This is a genomic window from Catellatospora sp. IY07-71 (genome assembly GCF_018326265.1).
Lineage (GTDB): Bacteria > Actinomycetota > Actinomycetes > Mycobacteriales > Micromonosporaceae > Catellatospora.
Genome location: NZ_AP023360.1, coordinates 7832066 through 7851823 on the forward strand (window position 1 = coordinate 7832066; position 19758 = coordinate 7851823).

The following is a 19758-nucleotide window of genomic DNA, read 5'->3' on the forward strand; positions in this document are numbered from 1 at the left end:
CACGGAACGGGCACCGGGATGACGATCAGCGAGCACGAGGGCACGGGCATCGACCCTGCGCGCCTGGAGGACTGCCTGAACGTGCTGGCGGAGATCGACAAGCTGCCCACCGAGCACCCGGACGCGATCGCGGTGCGCCGGGCCGTCGGGCGCATGTTCAAGCACGTCAAGCAGCAGCGCCGCCGGGACAAGCGGGCCGAGGTGCTGGCCGCGGACGACGCGGTGACCGCGGCGACGGCGACGGCCGCGCCGGGCCGCATCGACGACGAGACGGCGGGCGCGTTCGGGCTGACCTCGCCCACGAAGGGCGACATCGCCGGGCACCTGCGCCAGGCGCGCGCCTGCTACATCTGCAAGGTCCGCTACACCCAGGTCGACGCGTTCTACCACCAGCTGTGCCCGGAGTGCGCGGAGCTGAACCACGCCCGCCGCGACGCCCGCGCCGACCTGACCGGCCGCCGCGCGCTGCTCACCGGCGGCCGCGCCAAGATCGGCATGTACATCGCGCTGCGGCTGCTGCGCGACGGCGCGCACACCACGATCACCACCCGCTTCCCCAGCGACGCGGTGCGCCGGTTCAAGGCGCAGCCGGACAGCCACGAGTGGCTGGACCGGCTGACCATCGTGGGCATCGACCTGCGTGACCCGGCGCAGGTGGTGGCGCTGGCCGACTCCGTCGCCGGGCAGGGCCCGCTGGACATCCTGATCAACAACGCGGCGCAGACGGTGCGCCGCTCGCCGCAGGCGTACGCGCAGCTGGTGGCGGCCGAGTCGGCGCCGCTGCCGGACGGGCCGCTGCCCGAGCTGATCAGCTTCGGCCACTACAGCGGGTCGAGCCCGGCCGCCGCCGCGATCCAGGCCATGCCGCACCAGCAGCTCAGCCCGGAGCTGGTCACCTCGCTGGCGCTGAGCACCGGCGGAGCGAGCCTGGCCCGCATCGCCGACGGCACCGCGATCGACGCGGGCGGCCTGGTGCCCGACCTCGACGCCTCCAACAGCTGGGTGCAGGTGGTGCAGGAGGTCGACCCGATCGAGCTGCTGGAAGTGCAGCTGTGCAACGTCACCGCCCCGTTCGTGCTGGTCAGCCGCCTGCGGGCGGCCATGGCCGCGTCACCGGCGCGCCGCAAGTACGTGGTGAACGTGTCGGCGATGGAGGGGCAGTTCAGCCGCCGGTACAAGGGGCCGGGCCACCCGCACACGAACATGGCCAAGGCCGCGCTGAACATGCTGACCCGCACCAGCGCCGGGGAGATGCTCACCGACGGCATCCTGATGACGGCCGTGGACACCGGCTGGATCACCGACGAGCGCCCGCACCCCACCAAGATCCGCCTGGCGGACGCGGGTTTCCACGCCCCGCTCGATCTGGTCGACGGCGCCGCGCGGGTGTACGACCCGATCGTGCGCGGCGAGCTGGGCGAGGACCTCTACGGCTGCTTCCTCAAGGACTACAAGCCCTCACCCTGGTGAGCCGTCAGGCGGCGTGGGTGTCGTCGGCGAGCAGCGCGGCCGCGTCGTGTTCGGTGATCTCCAGCGCGGGCCCGAGCACCGTCAGCGCGCCCTGATAGCCGTCGCCCGGCGCGAGCGTGAACATGCGCGCCGAGGCGACCACCTCCGGGCGGCCGTCGTAGCGGTGCAGCCGGGGCAGCTCTGCCGGGAGCGACACCTCGATCTTGGTCATGGCCGTGCGCAGGCCGTCGCCGGTCGCCTTGAGCACGGACTCCTTGCGCGTCCAGTACGTGTAGAAGCCGTGCTGGTCCAGCGGCGCCGACGCGGCGATCTCCGCCTCGCACAGCGCGAGCCGGGCCACCCCGAGGATGTCGCGCTGGTCCTGGCAGTGCTCCACGTCGACGCCGAGCGGCCCGGCCAGGCCCACCGCGACCGCGATCCGGTCCGCCGAGTGCGACACCGACACCTCCAGCCCGGCGGGCAGGGTCGGCCGCCCGTGCGGGACGGCGCACGTGGTGCAGGAGCGGTCGATGCGCACCGCGGCCGGCTTCTCGCCCAGGTGGCGGCCCGCCACCACGCGCAGCAGCGCGGCCGCGACGGTCTGCCGGGCCTTGTCCTCGTCGCGGCGCAGCGACTCCCGGCGCTCCCGCTCCCCGGCGCTGAGCAGCCGCTGGTGCCAGGGCCGCTCGTCGGCGGGGCGGGCCCAGTAGACCCGGCACTCACCGGGACGCAGGTCGTCGCTCACAGCTTTGCCTCGAATCTCGACACGCCCGAGCGGGTGCCGTCCTTGGCGAGACGGCCCTTGGCCGCCGCGTCCGCGTACAGCGTCCAGCGCAGGAAATCGGTCACGGTCTTCATCATCGGGTCGAAGCCCCGAGCGCCCGGCGCGAGGAACTCGCTGTGCCCGCCGCCGAGCACGGTCAGGAACGCCCGCGGCCAGGACGTCGCGTCGTACGCGCTGCGCCCCGTCTCGTACTTGACCACCGCGTCCCGGTCGCCGTGCACGAACAGCACCGGCGTACGCGAGCCGCGGAAGCCGCCCAGCGAGCCGCCCGCGATCACCACCGCCGCCCGCACCCGGTCGTCACGCTTGTTCGCCAGCATGCCCGCCGAGGTGAACCCGCCCGCGGAGTGCCCGGCCACCGCGATCCGGCCCCCGTCCAGCCGCCCGGCGAACCGGTCCCCCGCCGTCGTATTCAGCTTCAGCAGCGCGGTGAGCACCGCCGACCCGTCCGCGGGCTGGTTGATCACGTCCGCGCCCTGGAACGGCGACGCGTCGCGGTTCGTGAACGGGTACGCCGGTGCGGCCACCACGAAGCCCGCCGCCGCCAGCCGTGTGGTGACCTGCTGGTAGTACGCGGGCAGGCCGCGCAGGCCGTGGCTGAACAGCACGATCGGGAACCGTCCGGCGGCGGCCGCGGCGTCCTTGCGCGGCGAGCCGCCCGCCTTTCCGGCGGCCGGATACCAGACGGTGGTCGGCAGCGCGCGGTCCGCGCCCCGGCTGAGCTTCAGCGTGCGTACGCCCACCGCCAGCGCCGCCTTGGGCGCCCCCGCCACCACGGGCGGCGCGGCTGCACTCGGCGCTGCCGAAGCCGACACGGCCGCCGACGGCACGACAACGGCGCTGCTCGATGCACTGGGAGTGGGTGGGGTGGCACCGGGCGCCACGGGCGCGGCGCACGCGGTCACGCTCAGCAGCAGCGACACCGCCAGCAGACGCAGGCGCACCCGGGGCTCCGACACGCCGCCGACTCTACCGGGAGCACCCACCCGCCGGCTCTCCTCACACCCCACCCCACCGGCCGCCCCGTCCCGCGCGCGGCGCGGCGTCCCGCCCCGTCCAAGATCGACCGACTTGCCTGGCAACCGGGCGTATCTTGGGCGCGCATTCGCCCATGTGCCAGGCAAGTCGGCGGATCTTGGGGCGGCCGCCCGGGGCGGCGCGGGGGTGGGTGGGTCAGACGCGGGTGATGCGGACGGCGTCGGCGATGACGAGGCCGGCGGCGCTGGTCCAGCGGCTGACGCCGACCAGGTTGCGGTCGCCCGCGGCCAGGTTGAACGTGCCCAGCGAGCGCCAGGCGCCGCCGCCGGTGCGCTGGTCGACGTTGACGGTCTGGTTGCCGCCCGAGGTGACCACGATGTGCGGGGCGGAGGCGCTGTAGCCGGGGTCGGCGGCGTGCCACACGTCGACGCGGTAGTTGGCCGTCGCCGGGATGTTCACCTTGAACCAGGCGGCGTCGCTGGCCAGCACCGGGCTGGCGTACCGGTAGTCGGTGCCGTAGCGCTGGCCGGAGTAGGTGGAGGTGCCCCAGTTCGCGCTGGCGGTGAAGCGCCCGGCGGTGAGGTTGTCCACGATGGTGCTGAACGAGGGCGGCGGCGCGGACAGGCCGAGGTAGCCGGCGATGCCGTTGACGTGGCCCTGCGCGGTCGCGGTGAGGAACGCGGCGCTCTTGAGCAGGTTCGCGTCGGCGACGGTGTCGATGAACAGGTTCTCGGTCAGCACGGCGGGCATCGCGCTCTCGCGCAGCACGTGGAAGTTGGCGGTCTTCTGGCCGCGGTCGGTGACCGAGCCGACGCTGCGCATCCCGGCCAGCACCCGCGGGTGCAGCGCGTTGTGCAGGGCGAGGGTGGCCGCGTCGGTGGTCGGGTAGCGGTAGCTCTCGAACCCGGTGCCGCCGCCGGAGTTGATGTGCACGCTGACGAAGATGTCGGCGCCCCAGGCGTTGGCGTCGTCGGTGCGCTGGGCCAGGCTGACGGTGGCGTCGGTGGTGCGCGACATGCGGATGTCGACCGCGTAGTTCGCCTGCAGGATGTTGCGGATCTGCAGCGCGATGTCGAGGGTCAGCGCCTTCTCCTGCAGGCCGTTGGCGACCGCGCCGGGGTCGGTGCCGCCGTGGCCGGGGTCGAGGTAGACGCGGGGGTTGGCGGCGAACGCCGGGCGGGCGAGGAACGGGGCGGCCGCGAGGCCTGCCGCGCCGGCCAGCAGCGTGCGCCGGCGCACGGAGGGGTTGCCGAGCATGAGCACCTCTCAGGGGTGGGGGGTCGGGCTCGGCGCGACTATAACGATGCTCGATAGATCAATGAAAGATGTCTACAACAGAATTAAGGTGTCCCGAAGGATTCCTTCCATCCCCGCGCATGAACGCCGGCCGGCCCCGTCGGAGTCGACGGAACCGGCCGGTGGCGGAAAGCGTGCGGCTACTTGAGCCTGATGGAGACCTTGGCGCTGCGGTCGGTCCCGACACGGGCGAAGAGCTGGTACGAGCCGGGTTCGGGCACCGGCCCGGTGGAGACTCTGACCTGGGACTTGTCGCACGACGAGCTGGACTTGCCGTTCCACGTCACGCTGAACACCATCTCCCGGCCCGCCTGCAGCGAGGTGACCTGCTTGCCCTTGGGCGCGCCGCAGTGGTCGGAGGACCACACCTGGTCGGTGCCGTGCATGAGGAACAGCTCCTGCGCGTCGGCGCCGATGTCGCGGCTGCAGGTGTGCTTGGCCAGGTTCTTGACGACCAGCGTGAACGTCAGCGGCGTGCCGCGCTTCACCTCGGTCTTCGACGAGCGGGCGGTGACCTGCAGGTCGCCGTCGGAGCACTGCTCCTTCGCGGTGACCGGCTTGGTCTTGCCGGGCGGTGCGGGCGCGTAGCGCACCCGGTAGATCTTGGCGCCCGCCGCGGTGGCGTTGTACCCCTGGTCGGGGTAGAGGCCGGAGAAGTAGAGGCCGTCGGGTCCGGCCGCGATCCCGGCGACGGTCGTCTTGCCGTACCCGTTGTACTCGACCAGGGTCTTGGGCTTGGAGACCGAGCCGTCCTTGTTGAACGTGAACTCGACGATGCGCTTGCCGCGCACCTGCGGCCCGGTGCCGTAGGTGGGGCCGCTCTCCGAGACGAACGCGTTGCCGTACTTGCTCTCCGGGAACCCCGCGGTCTGGTTGCCCTCCTTCTGCACGAAGGTGATGCCGACCGGCGCGTGCGTCGGAGCCCAGCTGTACAGGGCGCGCTTCTTCAGGCTGGAGGTGTGGGAGTTCCAGCCGTAGTCGGCGCCCTTGACCACCCGGGCGAACCGGTCGTTGTTGACCGTGCCGTTCTCCACCGAGTAGTGCTGGCCGTCGGCCGCCCGCCAGGCCCCGCCGAACGGGTTGCGGAAGCCTGACGCCCAGACCAGGTCCTTGGTCTCGCTCTTGTCGGCCGGGTCGTAGTACGGGTTGTCGGCGGGCGCGGTGCCGTCGAGGTTGACCCGCAGCACCTTGCCCCGGCTGTCGGTGAGGTCCCGGGCGGACTCCGGGACGAACCCGTCGCCCATGTGCACGTAGAGCATGCCGTCGGGCCCGATGGTCAGGTTCGAGATCTGGTGCGAGGCGACCTGCGGGTCGTTCTTGAGGTCGAGGACCGTGGTGACGGTCTTGCCGGTCATGCCGCCGTCCTCGCTGTGGATGCGCACGACCTTGGGGAAGAACTCGGCGCCCTTCTGGTAGAGCATGCTGGCGAACACGTCGCCGGTCTGCGGCTCGACCACGATCCCGGTCAGCCCGATCTCGCCGGTGCCGGGGAACTTCGCGTACGGGTCCCAGTTGAGCAGGTTCTTGGCGTACACACTGACCTTGAGGTCGCCGCGCACCACCTTGATCGTGCCGTACAGCTCGGTGACGTAGAACATCGGCTTGTCCGGGGCGATGGCGTGCGAGGGCACCATGGCGAGGTTGACCGGCAGCTCGAAGCCGGACGCGACCTCCTCGACGCGGTAGCCGGCCTGCGCGACCACCCACTGCGGCGCGCCGGGCAGCGGCTTGCGCTCCTTGTCCGTCTTGAACGGCCGCGCCGTGAACGGGCTCCACTCGGTGGCCGGGTTGCCGCTGCTGTCCTTGTGCCGCACCCGCAGCTCGAACTGCCGGTCGCCGGGCAGGTCGCGGCGCTGGGCGAAGCTGTTCTCGAACACGCCGTCGCCGAGGTGGGTGTGCGACTTCAGCACTCCCCCGGCGCAGCCCTCGAACCAGACCCGCTCGCGCGGCTGCACGGTCCAGATCTCCCAGTCGGTGCACACGTGCTCGGAGCCGGCGTCCACGTCCTGCATGGGGCCGGTCTCCATGTGCACGTCGGCGCCGCTGAGCAGCTGGCCGTCCACTTCGGGCTCGGTGATGACCGGGCCGAGCGGCGCGGACGAGGCGGGCAGCACGGGACCGCCGACGTGCTGGCAGGCCGAGACGATGCCGAAGAGGCTGAGCAGTATCGCGACCAGGATCGTTTCGCCGGCGAGCGCCACCTTGCGAGCGGTCATGCTGGCTTCCCCCGGATCGTCGTGCCTCATCGCAACTCGGGCGAGGGTACCGACATGGTAGGGGGATTTCATGCCTTACACGCTCATACGCGTGTTTCAGTAGCGTTTGCCCGATTCATATTGTATCAGTGCTCTCTAGGCATGTTTCGGCGGTTTGGTGACACACATCCGTTCCGACCGGCAGAATTTCGAGCATGTGGGAGCCCGTGCTGGATCGGGACGCGCGGGCCGCCGCCGCGCGCGCCGCCGCCGCCGAACTCGCCGCCGTCGGAGTCCACGGCGTGGCGCTGACCTGGGTGGACAACACCGGCGTGACCCGGGTGAAGGCGGTGCCGACCGGCCGCCTGGAGCACGCCGCGGCCTGGGGCGTGGGCATGTCCAAGGTGCACGACGTGTTCTGCGTCGACGACTCCATCACCGCCGGGGACCTGATCGGCGGGCCGGTCGGCGACCTGCGCCTGCACCCGGACCTCGGCGCGCTCACCGTGCTGGCCGCGGCGCCGGGCTGGGCCTGGGCGCCGGTGGACCGGTGGACCCAGGACGGCGAGCCGTACCCGCCGGACCAGCGGCTGTTCGCGCAGCGGCTGGTGGAGCGGGCGCGGGCGGCCGGGCTCACCTTCCGCATGGCGTTCGAGATCGAGTGGTATCTGGGCAGGCCGGACGGCTCTCCCGCCGCCGACGGGCCCGCGTACGGCATGACCCGGCTGACCCAGCTCGCGGACTTCGGCCGGGATCTGCTCGCGGCGCTGGCCGCACAGGCGGTGCCGGTGGAGCAGTTCCATCCCGAGTACGGCCACAGCCAGTTCGAGCTGTCCACGGCCGCCGCCGACCCGGTGGGCGCCGCCGACCGGGTGGTGCTGGTGCGGGAGACGATCCGGGCGCTCGCGCTGTCGCACGGGCTGCGCGCCTCGTTCGCGCCGGTGTCCGTCGCCGAGCACGTCGGCAACGGCATGCACCTGCACTTCTCACCCTGGGCCGGGGGCGCCAACCTGCTGGCCGGCGGCGACGGGCCGTACGGCATGACCCGGCGCGGCGAGTCGGTGCTGGCCGGGGTGCTGGACCGGCTGCCCGCGCTGGCCGGGCTGGGCGCGCCGAGCTGGGGCAGCGCGCTGCGCCAGGCCCCGCAGCGCTGGGCGGGTGCCTACCAGTGCTGGGGGCACGAGAACCGGGAGGCCGGGCTGCGCTTCGTCACCGGGGCGGCCGGCGCCCGCGAGCAGACCGCGAACGCCGAGGTGAAGTGCGTGGACGGCTCGGCCAACCCGTACCTGGTGGTCGGGGCGGTGTGCGCGCTGGCCGCCGACGCGGCCGACACCGGGCTGCGCCTGCCCGCCGAGGTGACGGCGGACCCGTTCACGCTGGCCGAGGACCGCCGCCCGCCCCGCCTGCCGGACACCCCGGCGCTGGCCGCCGATGCCCTGCACGCCGACGCGGGTCTGTGCGCCGCCCTGGGCGAGGGCCTGCTCGACGCCTTCACGGCCGTCCATCGCACCGAAGCCGACACCCTGGGCCGCCTCGACCCCGAACACCTGGTGGAGACCGTCCGATGGCGCTACTGACCGCCCCACCGGACCCCGCTCCCCCGCAGAGCGCGGGACCGCGGTGGTGAGCGCGGGCGGGCTGGTGGAGCTGTCCGCGCTGCCGCTGGTCGATGCGCACTGCCATGCGATCACCACGGCGCCGCTGGACGACGCGGCCTTCGAGCTGTGGTGCACCGAGGCGGACGACCCCGCGCCGGAGGGCGTGTCGTACCTGGACGGGCAGCTGGGGTGGGCGCTGCGGCGGTGGTGCGCGCCGGTGCTGGACCTGCCGCCGCACGCGCCGGTCACCGAATACCTGCGGCGCAGGCGGCGGCTGGGCGCGGACGAGGCCGCCGCGCGGCTGCTGCGCGCGGCGAACCTGTCCGCCCTGCTGGTGGACACCGGGCCGGTGCTGGGCGGGCTGGCCGATCACGCCGTGCTCGGCACGCTCGCGCAGGCGCCGACGCGCTGGGTGATCCGCCTGGAGCTGCTGGCCGAGCAGATCGCGCCGGGCGCCGACGCGGCCGGGTTCGCCCCCGCGTTCGCCACGGCGCTGCGGGAGGCGCTGCCCGGCGCGGTCGCGGTGAAGTCGATCGCCGCGTACCGGCACGGCCTGCACCTGGACCCGGCTCGCCCGCAGCCGCACGAGGTGACCGCGGCGGCGGCCCGCTGGCTGCGCGACGGCGGGCGGCTCAGCGACCCGGTGCTGCTGCGCCACCTGCTGTGGACCGCCGTGGACGCCGGGCTGCCGATCCAGCTGCACACCGGCTGGGGCGACCGGGACCAGCCGCTGGCCCGCGCCGACCCGGCGCTGCTGCAGCCGTTCTGCGAGGCGACGCTGGGCGCGGGCGTGCCGCTGGTGCTGCTGCACTGCTACCCGTACCACCGCCAGGCGGGCTGGCTGGCGCAGGTGTATCCGCACGTGTACGCCGACGTCGGGCTGACCGTGACCCACCTGGGCGGCCGCGCCGCAGCGGTGCTCGGCGAGTTCCTGGAGCTGGCGCCGTTCGGCAAGCTGCTCTACTCCTCCGACGCGATCGGCCTGCCGGAGCTGTACCTGATCGGCGCCGCGCAGTTCCGGCACGGTCTGGGCCGGGTGCTGGGTGAGCTGGTCGCCGACGGCGCGGTGACGGCGGCCGACGCGCACCGGGCCGCGGCGCGGATCGGCGCGGGCAACGCGGCCCGGCTCTACCACCTGAGCTGATCTTTCCCCCTGGTCGCGGCGGGCTGTCGCGGCTACGGTCGTCGAGAGGCGATCAAAAGGGCGGTGCGCGGGTATGGGAGTGGTGTCAGCGGTACCCCACCCCGATCGAGGTCGCTCATGAACCCCGCCGCCAGGATCCGCCTCGGCACCGCCGGGCCGTCCCGGCGTGCCCGGCGCAGCGTGTTCCCGCCGGGCACCCCGGGCACCGTGTCCCCGCTGCGCCGCCCCGAGCCCGGAGAATCCGACGCCAACGGGCCCGAGCTGCCCGCGGTGACGCCCTACCGGCAGCTGCTCGTCGAGGGCCCGTTCAGCTCGGCCGACCTGCGCGGCATCCGGCAGCGCCTGGACGAGCTGGCCGAGCACTGGCGGATGCCCGAACCGGTGGCCTCCGCGCTGGAGCTGGTCGCCACCGAGCTGGTGGTGAACGTGGTCATGCACGCGCACGGTGACGGCCGGATGCGCGTCGCGAAGTACCCCGGCTGGCTGTTCTGCCAGGTCAGCGACCACGGCGACGGGGTGGCCCGGCCGTACACCGCGGGCTGGCAGCCGCCGACCGCCGAGCAGCAGTCCGGGCGCGGGCTGTGGATCGCCCGCTGCTTCTCCGAGCGGCTGACCATCGACTCCAGCCCGCTCGGCACCACCGTCACCGCCAAGCTGCGCCTGGACGGCGCGCCTACCAGGTAGGGCGCAGGGGCATGCCGCCGTGGCCCCGGGCGTCCAGGCGTACGCCGAGGACCTGGTGCAGCTGCACCACGTTGCGGTCGAAGCCGAGCCGGGACGCGGCCAGGTAGAGCCGCCACACCCGGGCCCGGCCCGGCCCACCTCGGCCACCGACTCGTCCCAGTGCTCCTCCAGGTTCGCCGACCAGGCGGCCAGGGTGCGGGCGTAGTGCTCGCGCAGGTTCTCCTCGTGGCGCACCTCGAAGCCGTGGTCGTGCATGGCCGAGATGAGGTGCCCCACGCCGTGCAGCTCCCCGTCGGGGAACACGTACCGGTTGATGAACATGCGCGGATTCGCGGCCGCCTCCCGGTTGCTGGGCCGGGTGATGCAGTGGTTGAGCAGCCGCCCGCCCGGGCGCAGCCGCACCAGCAGGGAGCGGAAGTAGCCGGGCAGCTGGGCGCGGCCGATGTGCTCGGTCAGGCCGATCGAGCTGATCGCGTCGAAGTGCTGCACGGGCACGTCCCGGTAGTCCATGAAACGCACCTCGGCCAGGTCGGACAGGCCGGCCTCGGCGATCGCCTTGGCGGCCCACTCGGCCTGCCTGCGCGACAGGGTCACCCCGAGCGCGCTCACGCCGTACTCCCGCGCGGCGTGCATGACCATGCCGCCCCAGCCGCAACCCACGTCGAGCAGCCGCATGCCCGGCTCCAGGCCGAGCTTGCGGGCGACCAGGTCGTGCTTGGCGAACTGGGCCTGCTCCAGGGTCGCCGCCGCGTCGGGATAGACCGCGCAGGTGTACGCCATGGACGGGCCGAGCAGCCACTCGTAGAAGCGGTTGGACACGTCGTAGTGGTGCGCGATCGCGGCCCGGTCGCGGGCCTTGGAGTGCATCGGCCCGCGCAGGCGCACCTCCATCGGCGGCCGGGGCGGCGGGTTGAGCAGCTTCAGCCCGCCGAGCTGGCGCAGCGTGCGCAGCCGGCTGGACCAGGACGTGTCCAGCTCCAGCCGCTCCAGCCCGGCCAGCGCCGTGTACAGGTCACCGATCACCTCGATGTCGCCGGAGACGTACGCCCGCGCCAGGCCCAGCCCGCCGTTGGCGGTCGCCAGGTAGTTCAGCGCCCGCGGGCTGCGGATCTCGATGGTGATGTCCGCGTCGGGCGGGCCCGCGCTGCTCCCGTCGAACGCGGTGAACCGCACCGGCACCGGGCCCGCGATGAGCCCCTCGATCACCTTCGCCACTGCCATGGACACACCTCACCGAACGCATTTGTCGTACAGGTCGGGTAGCCGCCCGTCCGGGTCGTACTCGCGTTTCACCGCGGCGTACGCGGGTCCGTTGTAGAGCTCCCAGAACTCCTCGGGCGGGTAGTGCACGGTGGAGTAGAGCGACTTGTGCCCGCCCAGCTCGTCCACCCGGGCCTCGATGAGCCGGTTGTGGTGGTCCTCGGGCTGGCCCGGGCGGCGGGCCACGCTGGACCAGAAGCCGAAGTTGACGTACAGCCCGCCGGGCTTGAGCGGGTAGAGCGGCCACGGTTCGGGGTGGCGCAGCCGCAGCGGGCACAGCCACACCGGCGTGATGCCGACCTCGTCGAGGAAGAACTCCAGGAACTCCGGGGCCTGCCCGACCGGCACCTCGACGTCCTGCACCACCGCCTCCTGCGGCGGGCGGCCGCGCAGCCGGTCCAGCCGGGCGCTGACCCGGTGCCGCCGGTCGAAGCCGACGATGCGGTGGTACACGTCGGAGCGGCGGTAGCGGCGCGGCCACAGCCGGCGCACCACCGGGTGCTGGGCGCCGAACGCGCGCGAGCACCAGAACCAGTCCGTATCCCAGCGCCACAGGTAGTCGCGCACGGGCAGGTAGTCGACGGGCAGGCGCAGCGGCGACCGGTAATAGATCTCCTGGCCGGTGTAGTCGCTGGTCCACGGTGCGAGGTCGGTGAACGAGGCGATGGTCAGGTACATCTGGCGGGGCCCGAACACGGTGCCGTCGAGGAAGTCGACCCGGGCGTCGCCGTCGTGGCCGGTCGTGCAGATCTCGTCGAGCGCGGCGCAGCAGGCCGCGGCGTCGTCGAAGCGGCGGTGGCGCAGCTTCACGTACGACCGCACCGGCTCCAGCTCGATGGTCAGCCGCAGCGCGTAGCCGAGCGTGCCGTACGAGTTCGGGAACGCGCGGAACAGCGCCGCGTGCTCGTTGTCCGGCCGGGCGGTCACCACCCGGCCGTCGCCGGTCATGATCTCCAGCTCCAGCACCGACTCGTGCGGCAGGCCGTTGCGGAACGACGCGGACTCGATGCCGAGCCCCGCCACCGCGCCGCCCAGCGTGATCGTCTTGAGCTGCGGCACGACCAGCGGCATCAGCCCGTGGCGCAGCGTGGCGTCGACCAGCCGCTCGTACGTCACCATGCCCTGCACCCGCGCGGTGCGGGTGGCGGGGTCCACCTCGATCACCCGGTCGAAGCCGCTGACGTCGAGCCCCGGCCCGGTGGTCGCGCGCCCGAAGCGGAACAGGTTGGACGTTCTCTTCGCGAGCCGTACGGTCTCCCCGCGGGGCAGCGACTCGTACTGCGCCCGCAGGGCGCGTACGGCGCCGGCATGGTCCTCAGCGGATGGCCCCACGTTCGCAACCTACTCCCGCAAAGGGCCCCGAGCGGAACAAATCACTCGTTGCCGATACCACTGGCGTGAAAGGATCGGTTCGTGCGCAAGTACGTGATCATGGGAATCCAGGGCAGCGGCAAGGGCACCCAGGCCAAGCAGCTCGCCGCGGAGTTCGACCTGGTGCACATCGCGGTCGGGGACATCTACCGCTGGCACGTGCAGTACCACACCAAGCTCGGGGCGCAGGTGCGCCGGGCGATGAGCGCCGGGGAGCTGGTCGACGACGCGCTCACCGAGTCCGTGGTGCGCGACCGGCTCGCCCTGCACGACTGGAACTACGGCTTCATCCTCGACGGCTTCCCCCGCAACCGGCGCCAGGCCCAGTTCTTCATGGAGGGGTACGACGTCGACGCCGTCATCCACCTCGACCTGCCCGACAGCGAGGTGCGCCGCCGGGTGCTGGCCCGCCGCCTGTGCTCGAACTGCGGCATGGACTACAACCTGATCGAGCATCGGCCGGTCCGCGAGGGCCGCTGCGACGCCTGCGGCGGCGAGCTGGTCAGCCGCGAGGACGACACCGAGGAGGCGCTCGCCGCCCGGCTGGCCGACTACCACGCGAAGACCGACCCGGCGCTGGAGCTGTTCCGGGCCAAGGAGCTGGTGGTGAGCGTGGACGCCACCGCGAGCAAGCCCGCCGTGCAGCGCGCCATCCGCGAGCAGCTCGGCCTGCCCCTCCCGGCCCGTAAGCAGTCCCGCGCGAGTTGACCTCAGCGCGCGTCGTCGCGGTCGGCGGGCAGGAAGCCGGCCGGGACGGGCGGGGCGGGGGCGGCGTGGCGGGCCGCGGAGGCGAGCGGTTCGCTGCTCAGCTGCAGGTCGGCGGCCTGCGGCGGGACCAGGCCGAGGCGTACGGCGGACGTCGGCAGCAGCGCGTCGAGCAGCCAGTCGGCCGCGACCCGGCCGCGGTTGCCGGGCAGCGACAGCAGGTGGTAGCCGCGGGTGACCACGGCCGCGGGCAGGCCGGACAGCGGCACGCCGAGCGGGTTGGCGGCCGCGTCCCAGCCGCCGAGGTCGACCAGGAACCCGAGATCGTGGTGGCGGTACGCCTTGCGCCTGCCCACCCCGCACGAGGCCGCGACGTTCTGCGCGAGCACCCGGCCCTGGCGCACCGCGTGCTGGGCGGTCATCGGGGTGCACTGGCCGGGGCGGGTCAGGTCGGGCACGGCCGCGGCGTCGCCGCAGGCGAACAGCTCGGGGTGACCGGGCACGGTGAGGTACTCGTCGACGACCAGCCGGCCCTGCACCGTGGGCAGCTCGAGGCTCTCCACGAGCGGGTCGGGGCGGACGCCGACGCACCAGACCAGCGAGCGGGTCGGCACGTACGAGTCGTCGGTGAGGCGCACCCCGTCGGCCTGGGCCTCCACCACGGAGGTCCCCATGCGCACGTCGACGCCGCGGCGGGCGAGCACCCGGGCGGCGGTGCGGGACAGGCGGGGGTCCAGCTCGGGCAGCACCCGCTCGGCGGTGTCGAGCAGCAGCCAGCGGGGCCGTTCCCGCAGCCGGGGCAGGGCCTGCGCGAGCGCGTCGGTGAACAGCTGCCCGTGCGCGGCGACCTCGGTGCCGGTGTACCCCGCGCCGACCACGACGAACGTGCAGCGGGCGCGGCGCTCCTCGGGGTCGGTGGTGTTGGCGGCGAGTTCGAGCTGCAGGGTGATGTGGTCGCGCAGGAACATCGCCTCGGCGAGGCCGCGCAGGCCGTGCGCGTACCTGCCGACGCCGGGGATGGGCAGCAGCCGGTTGACGCTGCCGGGCGTGAGCACCAGGCGGTCGTACTCGACGACGGCGCTGCCGCCCTCCGGGCCGAGGCAGAGCAGGCGGCGCCGGTCCAGGTCGATGCTCTGCACCTCGCCGGGCACGAGCCGCACCTGCGGCAGCGCGCGGGCCAGCGACACGGCGATGCGCCGCGGCTCCAGCAATCCGGCCATGACCTCGGGCAGCAGCGGCACGTAGAGCAGGTAGTCGGTGGGATTGAGCACCAGGATGTCGGCGTTGCCGCGTGCGGAGCGGGCCAGGGCGCGGGCCGCGTGGTAGCCCGCGAACCCCGCCCCGACGACGACGATGCGAGGGCGCGCCATACGGGCCTGTATTCCCCCGGGCCGCAGATGGCAAACGCGCCGCCGCGCCGACCGCACACTCTGTGTAACAGAACGGCAACGAGGCGTCGCCGGTTCGCGGCGCTTGGTAATGTCCAGTCAGGCCTCGGGTTCCGCGGCTGACGGGTTCCCATCATGAGGCCACCGGTTTCCGTACGGCGTCACGCCGGCAGAGCAGGGGGTGCGACACATGTTGGACGTTCGGAGCGAGCGGCTCGCACGGCGGTTCCGGCTGTGGGACACCGACGGCAACGGGCACGTGGACCGCTCGGACTTCGAGAACGAGGGCCGTCGCATCGTGGCCGCGTTCGGCGAGGACGAGCGTTCCCCGCGGGCCCGCGCGGTCATGGACGCGTACCTGGCCATGTGGGAGTACCTGGCCGCCAAGGCGCACGTGGACCCCGACGGCACGCTGTCGGCCAAGCAGTTCGACCGGGTGGCGCAGACCGAGATCATCCTGATGGGCGACACCGGCTTCAGCGCCGTGCTGCGCCCGACCCTCAGCGCGACCCTCGACCTGTGCGACACCGACGGCGACCGCCAGATCAACCCCGTCGAGTTCCGCAACTGGATCGAGGCGATCGGCGTCACCAAGCCGCACGCCGAGGAGGCGTTCTACCAGATCGACGAGAACCACGACGGCCAGCTCAGCATCGACGAGCTGTCCCAGGCCGTCCGCGACTACCACGCCGGCATCCTCGACATCCCCCTCCTGGGCAGGTAAGGAAGGGCACCTTCTTAACGTCTCAGGACTCGCGGACGACGTCCCAAGGGGACCTGTCCGGGCGCAGGCCGCGCCAGGCGGGTTGGCGCAGGCGGCCGTCGCGCGTCCACTCGGTGAAGCGCACCTCGCCGACCAGCTCCGGGCTCACCCAGCGCGCGTCGCGGGCGTCCCGGGCGGGCGGCGGCGCGGCCAGCGGTGAGTCCTCCCGCTCCAGTCTCGACAGCCGCGTACGCAGCTCGCCGAGCATCTGCCGGGTGAAGCCGGTGCCGACCGACCCGGCGTACACCAGGCCGCCCGGACCGGGGATGCCGAGCAGCAGCGAGCCGATGGTGTCGGCGCGGTTGCCCTGGCCGGGCCGCCAGCCGACGATCACGGCCTCCTGGGTACGCAGATTCTTGATCTTCACCCAGGCACGGGAGCGGCGGCCGGGCTCGTAGGGCGCGTCGAGCAGCTTCGCCATGACGCCCTCCAGGCCCTGCTCGCGCGAGGTCGCCAGCAGGCGCGGCCCGCCGCCCTCGGTGTAGGGCGGCGTGTCCCAGTGCGGCCCGGACAGCCCCAGCCCTTCCAGCAGCTCCCGGCGCTGCCGGTACGGCAGCGCCGTGGTGTCGCACCCGTTCAGGTGGAGCAGGTCGAACAGGACATAGGTGACCGGGGTCGCCGCGGCCAGCCGCCGCACCCGCGCCGCGTCCTGCACGTGCATCCGCGGCTGCAGCGCCCCGAACGAGACCCGGCCGGCGGCGTCGAACGCGATCAGCTCCCCGTCGAAGACCGCGCTCGTCGTGCCCAGCGCCGCGCCGAAGGCAAGCAGCTCCGGGTATGCCGCGGTGACGTCGAGGTCGTTGCGGGTCAGCACGCGCACCCGGCCGCCCTCGGCGTACCCGATCGCGCGCACACCGTCCCATTTGAGCTCGTAGCCGTAGCAGCCGTCCTGCGCGGGCGGGGGCAGCTCGCCGAGGGTGGCGAGCATGGGCCGGACCAGCTCCGGCAGCGGGACGTGCCCTGCGGGCACCGGCGGGAGCTTGTCGGCCACAGCCCAGTTCTACCGCCTACGGCACGCCGGCCGACCCGAATCGGGCAGAAGGGGAACCGTGACACGGCCGTGACAACCGGACCAGCCAATCGAATGATTTAGATACCCGACGATCATCTCTAACGTCCCTCCCACATGCATGTGAACGGCGCGGACAACCCCACCGCGCCGGGGGCAGGAGAGGTGATTCGATGAACCTGAGGCGCTCCCTCAGCACGCTCGGGCTGACCGCGCTCGTCGCGGCGTCCACTCTCACCGGAGGGGCGGCGGTCGGTGTGGCCGCGGCGCCCGCGCCGGTCTGCGTGGAACCCGCCGCCGACGCGCACGCGAAGGCCAAGCCCGGCGGCGCCGCCAAGCACGAACCCAACGAGCTGACCGCCGACGAGGTCGCCGCCAACGAGAAGGCCCTGCAGGCCGCGCTCAAGGCCCGCGGCAAGGCGCCCGCCCAGGCGGGCACGGCGGCCGCGGCCACCGTCACCATCCCGGTGGTGGTGCACGTGATCTCCGAGGACGGCACCCGCGCCAACGGCAACATCCCCGACTCGATGATCACCAGCCAGATCAACGTCCTCAACCAGGCGTACTCCGGCGCCACCGGCGGGGCCGCGACCGCGTTCGCGTTCCAGCTGCAGTCGATCAACCGGGTCACCAACGCGTCCTGGTACCCGATCGTCTACAACTCCAACACGGAGAAGGCGATGAAGGCGGCGCTGCGCGTCGGCGGCGCGGGCACGCTCAACATCTACACCGGCCTGCTCAGCCAGGACCTGCTCGGCTGGGCGACCTTCCCGCAGTCGAACATCACGTCGTACGACGGCGCGGTCCTCCTCGCCGAGTCGCTGCCCGGCGGCAACGCCAGCCCGTACAACCTGGGCGACACCGCCACCCACGAGATCGGCCACTGGCTGAACCTCTACCACACCTTCCAGGGCGGCTGTAACGGCCAGGGCGACCAGGTCGCCGACACCCCCGCCGAGAAGACGGCCGCCTTCGGCTGCCCGACCAACCTCGACACCTGCAAGAGCAAGCCGGGCCTCGACCCGATCCACAACTTCATGGACTACACCGACGACGCCTGCATGTACGAGTTCACGGCCGGCCAGGCCACTCGCATGCTCGACGCCTGGAACGCCTACCGCGCGTGACGCCCCCTGCGGCGATCTTGCGCGAACTGTGGGGACGACACGCCCGCAACGGGCATATCCCTAACAGTTCGTGCAAGATCGCCGCGATCTTGTGGGCGGTCAGCTCTGGCGGAGTGGGGGCATCGGGATGGGGATGGAGAGGGCGGTGGCGGCGGTGCCCATGCCGTTCTCGCAGGTGTTGGGTGGGGCGGTGCCGATGCCGCGGGTGGAGGGCTTCTCGGCGGCCCAGAACATGAAGCCGAGCATGCCCGCCGTGGTGCCCGCGCCGTTGGGCGCCACCGACTGCACGTACGGCGCGAGCGCCTTCTGCAGCGACGCCGCGTAGTTGTTGCACTCGGGGCGGACCTTGGCGCCCTCGGCGACATAGAGACCGCCGGTGAACTTGGCCGGGGCCAGCGGCGGCACCGGCGGGCTGTACTGCGGCTTGCCGTCCACATGCTCCTGCCAGTTGGCCTGCGCCGAGGACACCGACGGCTGCCGCGCGGGCACCATCGCGTTGGCCCAGTCCAGCACCGGGTTGTCGGTGCGCAGCCAGTCCGCGGTAGCCTTTCGGTTCAGCTCGATCAGCCACCGGTCCCCGGCCGCGACGTCGATGGTCAGCCGCGCCCGCGGGTTGGCGCCCGAGGCGTCGTACGGGTGCACCGCCCGGTACGCGGTGATGAAGTTCTGCAGCGCGGCCGTGTTCGGGTTCGTGTTCTGCTCGTAGTCGATCTCGATGCCGACCCCGAACTGGGTGGCCACCGCCGCGGCGCGCTGGCCCAGCAGCGTCCCGTCGGCGGCGAGCGCCGCGTCCCAGTCGTCGGTGTAGGTGATGCCGCCGATGGAGAACATCACCCGGATGCCGCGCGAGGTGAAGTGGTTGACGATCTCCTGGGTCATGCCGCGCGGCACGCCGTTGAGGGTCGCCGCGTCGGTGGTCTGATTCAGCAGCTTCAGCGGGTTGACGAAGCTGAGCACGACCAGGTTGACCGACGGCCGGCCGTCGCCGCGGTCGACCAGCCAGTGGTTCTGGCTGTCGAACTCGGCGACCGAGCGCACCGTGCCCCACAGGCAGAAGTCGTTGCTGCAGTGCCACGCGCCGTAGATCTGGATCGGCGTCGCGGCCGCCGCCAGCGGCACCGCAGCGGGGGCGGGTGCGGCCGTCGCGGGCAATGGCCCGGCCAGCCCGATCATTACGGCGATGAGGAGCGCCAGGCGTCTCATGAGGACCTCCACTGGGGTGTCGCCCGACAGGAAACAAGGTTCACTGTTAGAGCGCACATCGATGTCCATGTGTCACTGCCCGGTTGGCGATCAATGACTTCATCGCCATAGCATCGATGCTATGACCTGGGGTACCGTCGAGCTGGAGCCGGAGGTCCGGCAATGACTGGAAGAACTACCGACGACGCTGTTCGCGAGAGCCGCGTTCTACATCGACCTGCTTGCCGAACAGGGAACGCTGCTCAGCGAGCCGTACACGAAGCAACTGGACGGGAAGTTGCGGGAGTTGCGCTTCCATCTGGACGGCGTGCCGATGCGGGTGACCTACTGGATCGCCGGCGACAGGCGCGTCATCCTGCTGACCGTGTTCCGCAAGACACGCTGGCGGGAGAGCCGCGAAGTGGCACGAGCACAGCGCGCGCTGGCCGCCTGCATCGCCGAAGCCCATACCCTGGACGACGAGGAGGTGGCCCGATGACCGGACGTGGTGACTGGCGGTCGCTGCGGGACCGGCGCATGGCCGAGCCTGGCGCGGTCGAGGAGTACGAGGCGACCCGCCTGGCCTATGAACTCGGCAAGGCGGTTCGCGAACGTCGTGAGCAGCGCGGCTGGAGCCAGTCAGAACTGGCCAAGGCCGCGGGCATGACACAGTCCGCGGTGGCCCGCTTCGAGGCGGGCGGCACCGTGCCCACCCTGAACGTGCTGGAACGCATCGCCCGAGCGCTGGATGCCGAGCTCAGCGTCCAGTTCGTGCCCAAGCCCGCGACCCCGCCCCGCCCGGCGACGGCCTGAGGATCCGGCCCG

17 protein-coding genes and 1 pseudogene are annotated in these 19758 nt (G+C 72.5%); 9 read left to right on the forward strand and 9 right to left on the reverse strand.

The genetic code is table 11. From position 1 onward, the window contains the following. Positions 1–18: 18 nt before the first annotated feature. Positions 19–1470: an SDR family oxidoreductase gene (locus CS0771_RS35095; RefSeq protein WP_212845004.1), complete on the forward strand. Its 1452-nt coding sequence runs from the start codon at positions 19–21 to the stop codon at positions 1468–1470. Between the two features lie 4 nt (positions 1471–1474). Here CS0771_RS35095 and CS0771_RS35100 read toward each other — a convergent pair whose 3' ends face one another. The 4 genes from CS0771_RS35100 to CS0771_RS35115 form a co-directional block, all read right to left on the reverse strand. Then, on the reverse strand, positions 1475–2194 hold the full coding sequence (locus CS0771_RS35100; RefSeq protein WP_212845005.1) for a 4'-phosphopantetheinyl transferase superfamily protein: 720 nt from the start codon (positions 2192–2194) through the stop codon (positions 1475–1477). Beyond that, positions 2191–3192 (reverse strand): dienelactone hydrolase family protein, encoded by a 1002-nt coding sequence (locus CS0771_RS35105; RefSeq protein WP_244871215.1) that lies wholly within the window; start codon positions 3190–3192, stop codon positions 2191–2193. Before CS0771_RS35105 ends, CS0771_RS35100 begins: the two co-directional genes overlap by 4 nt. Positions 3193–3406: 214 nt before the next feature. Beyond that, complete coding sequence (locus CS0771_RS35110; RefSeq protein ID WP_212845006.1) at positions 3407–4468, reverse strand: N-acetylmuramoyl-L-alanine amidase; 1062 nt, start codon at positions 4466–4468, stop codon at positions 3407–3409. A 179-nt stretch (positions 4469–4647) separates the two neighbouring features. Continuing rightward, entirely contained in the window at positions 4648–6723 is a 2076-nt protein-coding gene (locus tag CS0771_RS35115; RefSeq protein ID WP_212845007.1) for a sorbosone dehydrogenase family protein, read from the reverse strand. A gap of 194 nt (positions 6724–6917) precedes the next feature. Here CS0771_RS35115 and CS0771_RS35120 point away from each other — a divergent pair, with 194 nt between their 5' ends. The 3 genes from CS0771_RS35120 (at position 6918) to CS0771_RS35130 (ending at position 10128) form a co-directional block, all read left to right on the forward strand. Continuing rightward, on the forward strand, positions 6918–8279 hold the full coding sequence (locus CS0771_RS35120) for a glutamine synthetase family protein (RefSeq protein WP_212845008.1): 1362 nt from the start codon (positions 6918–6920) through the stop codon (positions 8277–8279). 46 nt (positions 8280–8325) lie between these two features. Then, the gene (locus CS0771_RS35125) at positions 8326–9444 is read left to right on the forward strand and encodes an amidohydrolase family protein (protein ID WP_244871216.1); all 1119 of its coding nucleotides are present in this window, start codon (positions 8326–8328) and stop codon (positions 9442–9444) included. Positions 9445–9561: 117 nt separating this feature from the next. After that, on the forward strand, positions 9562–10128 hold the full coding sequence (locus tag CS0771_RS35130) for an ATP-binding protein (protein WP_212845009.1): 567 nt from the start codon (positions 9562–9564) through the stop codon (positions 10126–10128). Here the strand turns inward: CS0771_RS35130 and CS0771_RS35135 are convergent. Both CS0771_RS35135 and CS0771_RS35140 read right to left on the reverse strand, forming a co-directional pair. Beyond that, positions 10118–11349 (reverse strand): annotated as a pseudogene (locus CS0771_RS35135) (class I SAM-dependent methyltransferase). The gene CS0771_RS35130 and the pseudogene CS0771_RS35135 sit on opposite strands and share 11 nt — an antisense overlap. A 9-nt stretch (positions 11350–11358) precedes the next feature. After that, entirely contained in the window at positions 11359–12720 is a 1362-nt protein-coding gene (locus tag CS0771_RS35140) for an FAD-binding oxidoreductase (RefSeq protein WP_212845010.1), read from the reverse strand. 81 nt (positions 12721–12801) lie between these two features. Here CS0771_RS35140 and CS0771_RS35145 point away from each other — a divergent pair, with 81 nt between their 5' ends. Beyond that, positions 12802–13467, forward strand: a complete 666-nt coding sequence (locus CS0771_RS35145; RefSeq protein ID WP_212845011.1) for a nucleoside monophosphate kinase — start codon at positions 12802–12804, stop codon at positions 13465–13467. A 2-nt stretch (positions 13468–13469) separates the two neighbouring features. On the opposite strand, the gene CS0771_RS35150 is transcribed toward CS0771_RS35145, so the two are convergent. Next, positions 13470–14834: an NAD(P)/FAD-dependent oxidoreductase gene (locus CS0771_RS35150; protein WP_212845012.1), complete on the reverse strand. Its 1365-nt coding sequence runs from the start codon at positions 14832–14834 to the stop codon at positions 13470–13472. Between the two features lie 208 nt (positions 14835–15042). On the opposite strand from CS0771_RS35150, the gene CS0771_RS35155 reads away from it, so the two are divergent. Further along, on the forward strand, positions 15043–15576 hold the full coding sequence (locus tag CS0771_RS35155) for an EF-hand domain-containing protein (RefSeq protein WP_212845013.1): 534 nt from the start codon (positions 15043–15045) through the stop codon (positions 15574–15576). A gap of 22 nt (positions 15577–15598) precedes the next feature. Here CS0771_RS35155 and ligD read toward each other — a convergent pair whose 3' ends face one another. After that, positions 15599–16606: a non-homologous end-joining DNA ligase gene (gene ligD, locus CS0771_RS35160; RefSeq protein ID WP_244871217.1), complete on the reverse strand. Its 1008-nt coding sequence runs from the start codon at positions 16604–16606 to the stop codon at positions 15599–15601. A 191-nt stretch (positions 16607–16797) separates the two neighbouring features. Here ligD and CS0771_RS35165 point away from each other — a divergent pair, with 191 nt between their 5' ends. Further along, positions 16798–17751 (forward strand): zinc metalloprotease, encoded by a 954-nt coding sequence (locus CS0771_RS35165; RefSeq protein WP_212845014.1) that lies wholly within the window; start codon positions 16798–16800, stop codon positions 17749–17751. Positions 17752–17850: 99 nt separating this feature from the next. Here CS0771_RS35165 and CS0771_RS35170 read toward each other — a convergent pair whose 3' ends face one another. Next, positions 17851–18954: a hypothetical protein gene (locus CS0771_RS35170; RefSeq protein ID WP_244871218.1), complete on the reverse strand. Its 1104-nt coding sequence runs from the start codon at positions 18952–18954 to the stop codon at positions 17851–17853. Between the two features lie 166 nt (positions 18955–19120). Here CS0771_RS35170 and CS0771_RS35175 point away from each other — a divergent pair, with 166 nt between their 5' ends. Next, the gene (locus tag CS0771_RS35175; RefSeq protein ID WP_212846215.1) at positions 19121–19432 is read left to right on the forward strand and encodes a type II toxin-antitoxin system RelE/ParE family toxin; all 312 of its coding nucleotides are present in this window, start codon (positions 19121–19123) and stop codon (positions 19430–19432) included. After that, entirely contained in the window at positions 19429–19746 is a 318-nt protein-coding gene (locus CS0771_RS35180; protein ID WP_212845015.1) for a helix-turn-helix domain-containing protein, read from the forward strand. Before CS0771_RS35175 ends, CS0771_RS35180 begins: the two co-directional genes overlap by 4 nt. Positions 19747–19758 lie beyond the last annotated feature (12 nt).

What these genes read in the sequence shown, in the direction of transcription:
- CS0771_RS35095 (WP_212845004.1), top strand. Translation starts at nt 19, where the DNA reads ATGACGATCAGCGAGCACGAGGGCACGGGCATCGACCCTGCGCGCCTG.
- CS0771_RS35110 (WP_212845006.1), bottom strand. Translation starts at nt 4,468, where the DNA reads ATGCTCGGCAACCCCTCCGTGCGCCGGCGCACGCTGCTGGCCGGCGCG.
- CS0771_RS35115 (WP_212845007.1), bottom strand. Translation starts at nt 6,723, where the DNA reads ATGACCGCTCGCAAGGTGGCGCTCGCCGGCGAAACGATCCTGGTCGCG.
- CS0771_RS35120 (WP_212845008.1), top strand. Translation starts at nt 6,918, where the DNA reads ATGTGGGAGCCCGTGCTGGATCGGGACGCGCGGGCCGCCGCCGCGCGC.
- CS0771_RS35130 (WP_212845009.1), top strand. Translation starts at nt 9,562, where the DNA reads ATGAACCCCGCCGCCAGGATCCGCCTCGGCACCGCCGGGCCGTCCCGG.
- CS0771_RS35150 (WP_212845012.1), bottom strand. Translation starts at nt 14,834, where the DNA reads ATGGCGCGCCCTCGCATCGTCGTCGTCGGGGCGGGGTTCGCGGGCTAC.
- CS0771_RS35155 (WP_212845013.1), top strand. Translation starts at nt 15,043, where the DNA reads ATGTTGGACGTTCGGAGCGAGCGGCTCGCACGGCGGTTCCGGCTGTGG.
- CS0771_RS35165 (WP_212845014.1), top strand. Translation starts at nt 16,798, where the DNA reads ATGAACCTGAGGCGCTCCCTCAGCACGCTCGGGCTGACCGCGCTCGTC.
- CS0771_RS35170 (WP_244871218.1), bottom strand. Translation starts at nt 18,954, where the DNA reads ATGAGACGCCTGGCGCTCCTCATCGCCGTAATGATCGGGCTGGCCGGG.
- CS0771_RS35180 (WP_212845015.1), top strand. Translation starts at nt 19,429, where the DNA reads ATGACCGGACGTGGTGACTGGCGGTCGCTGCGGGACCGGCGCATGGCC.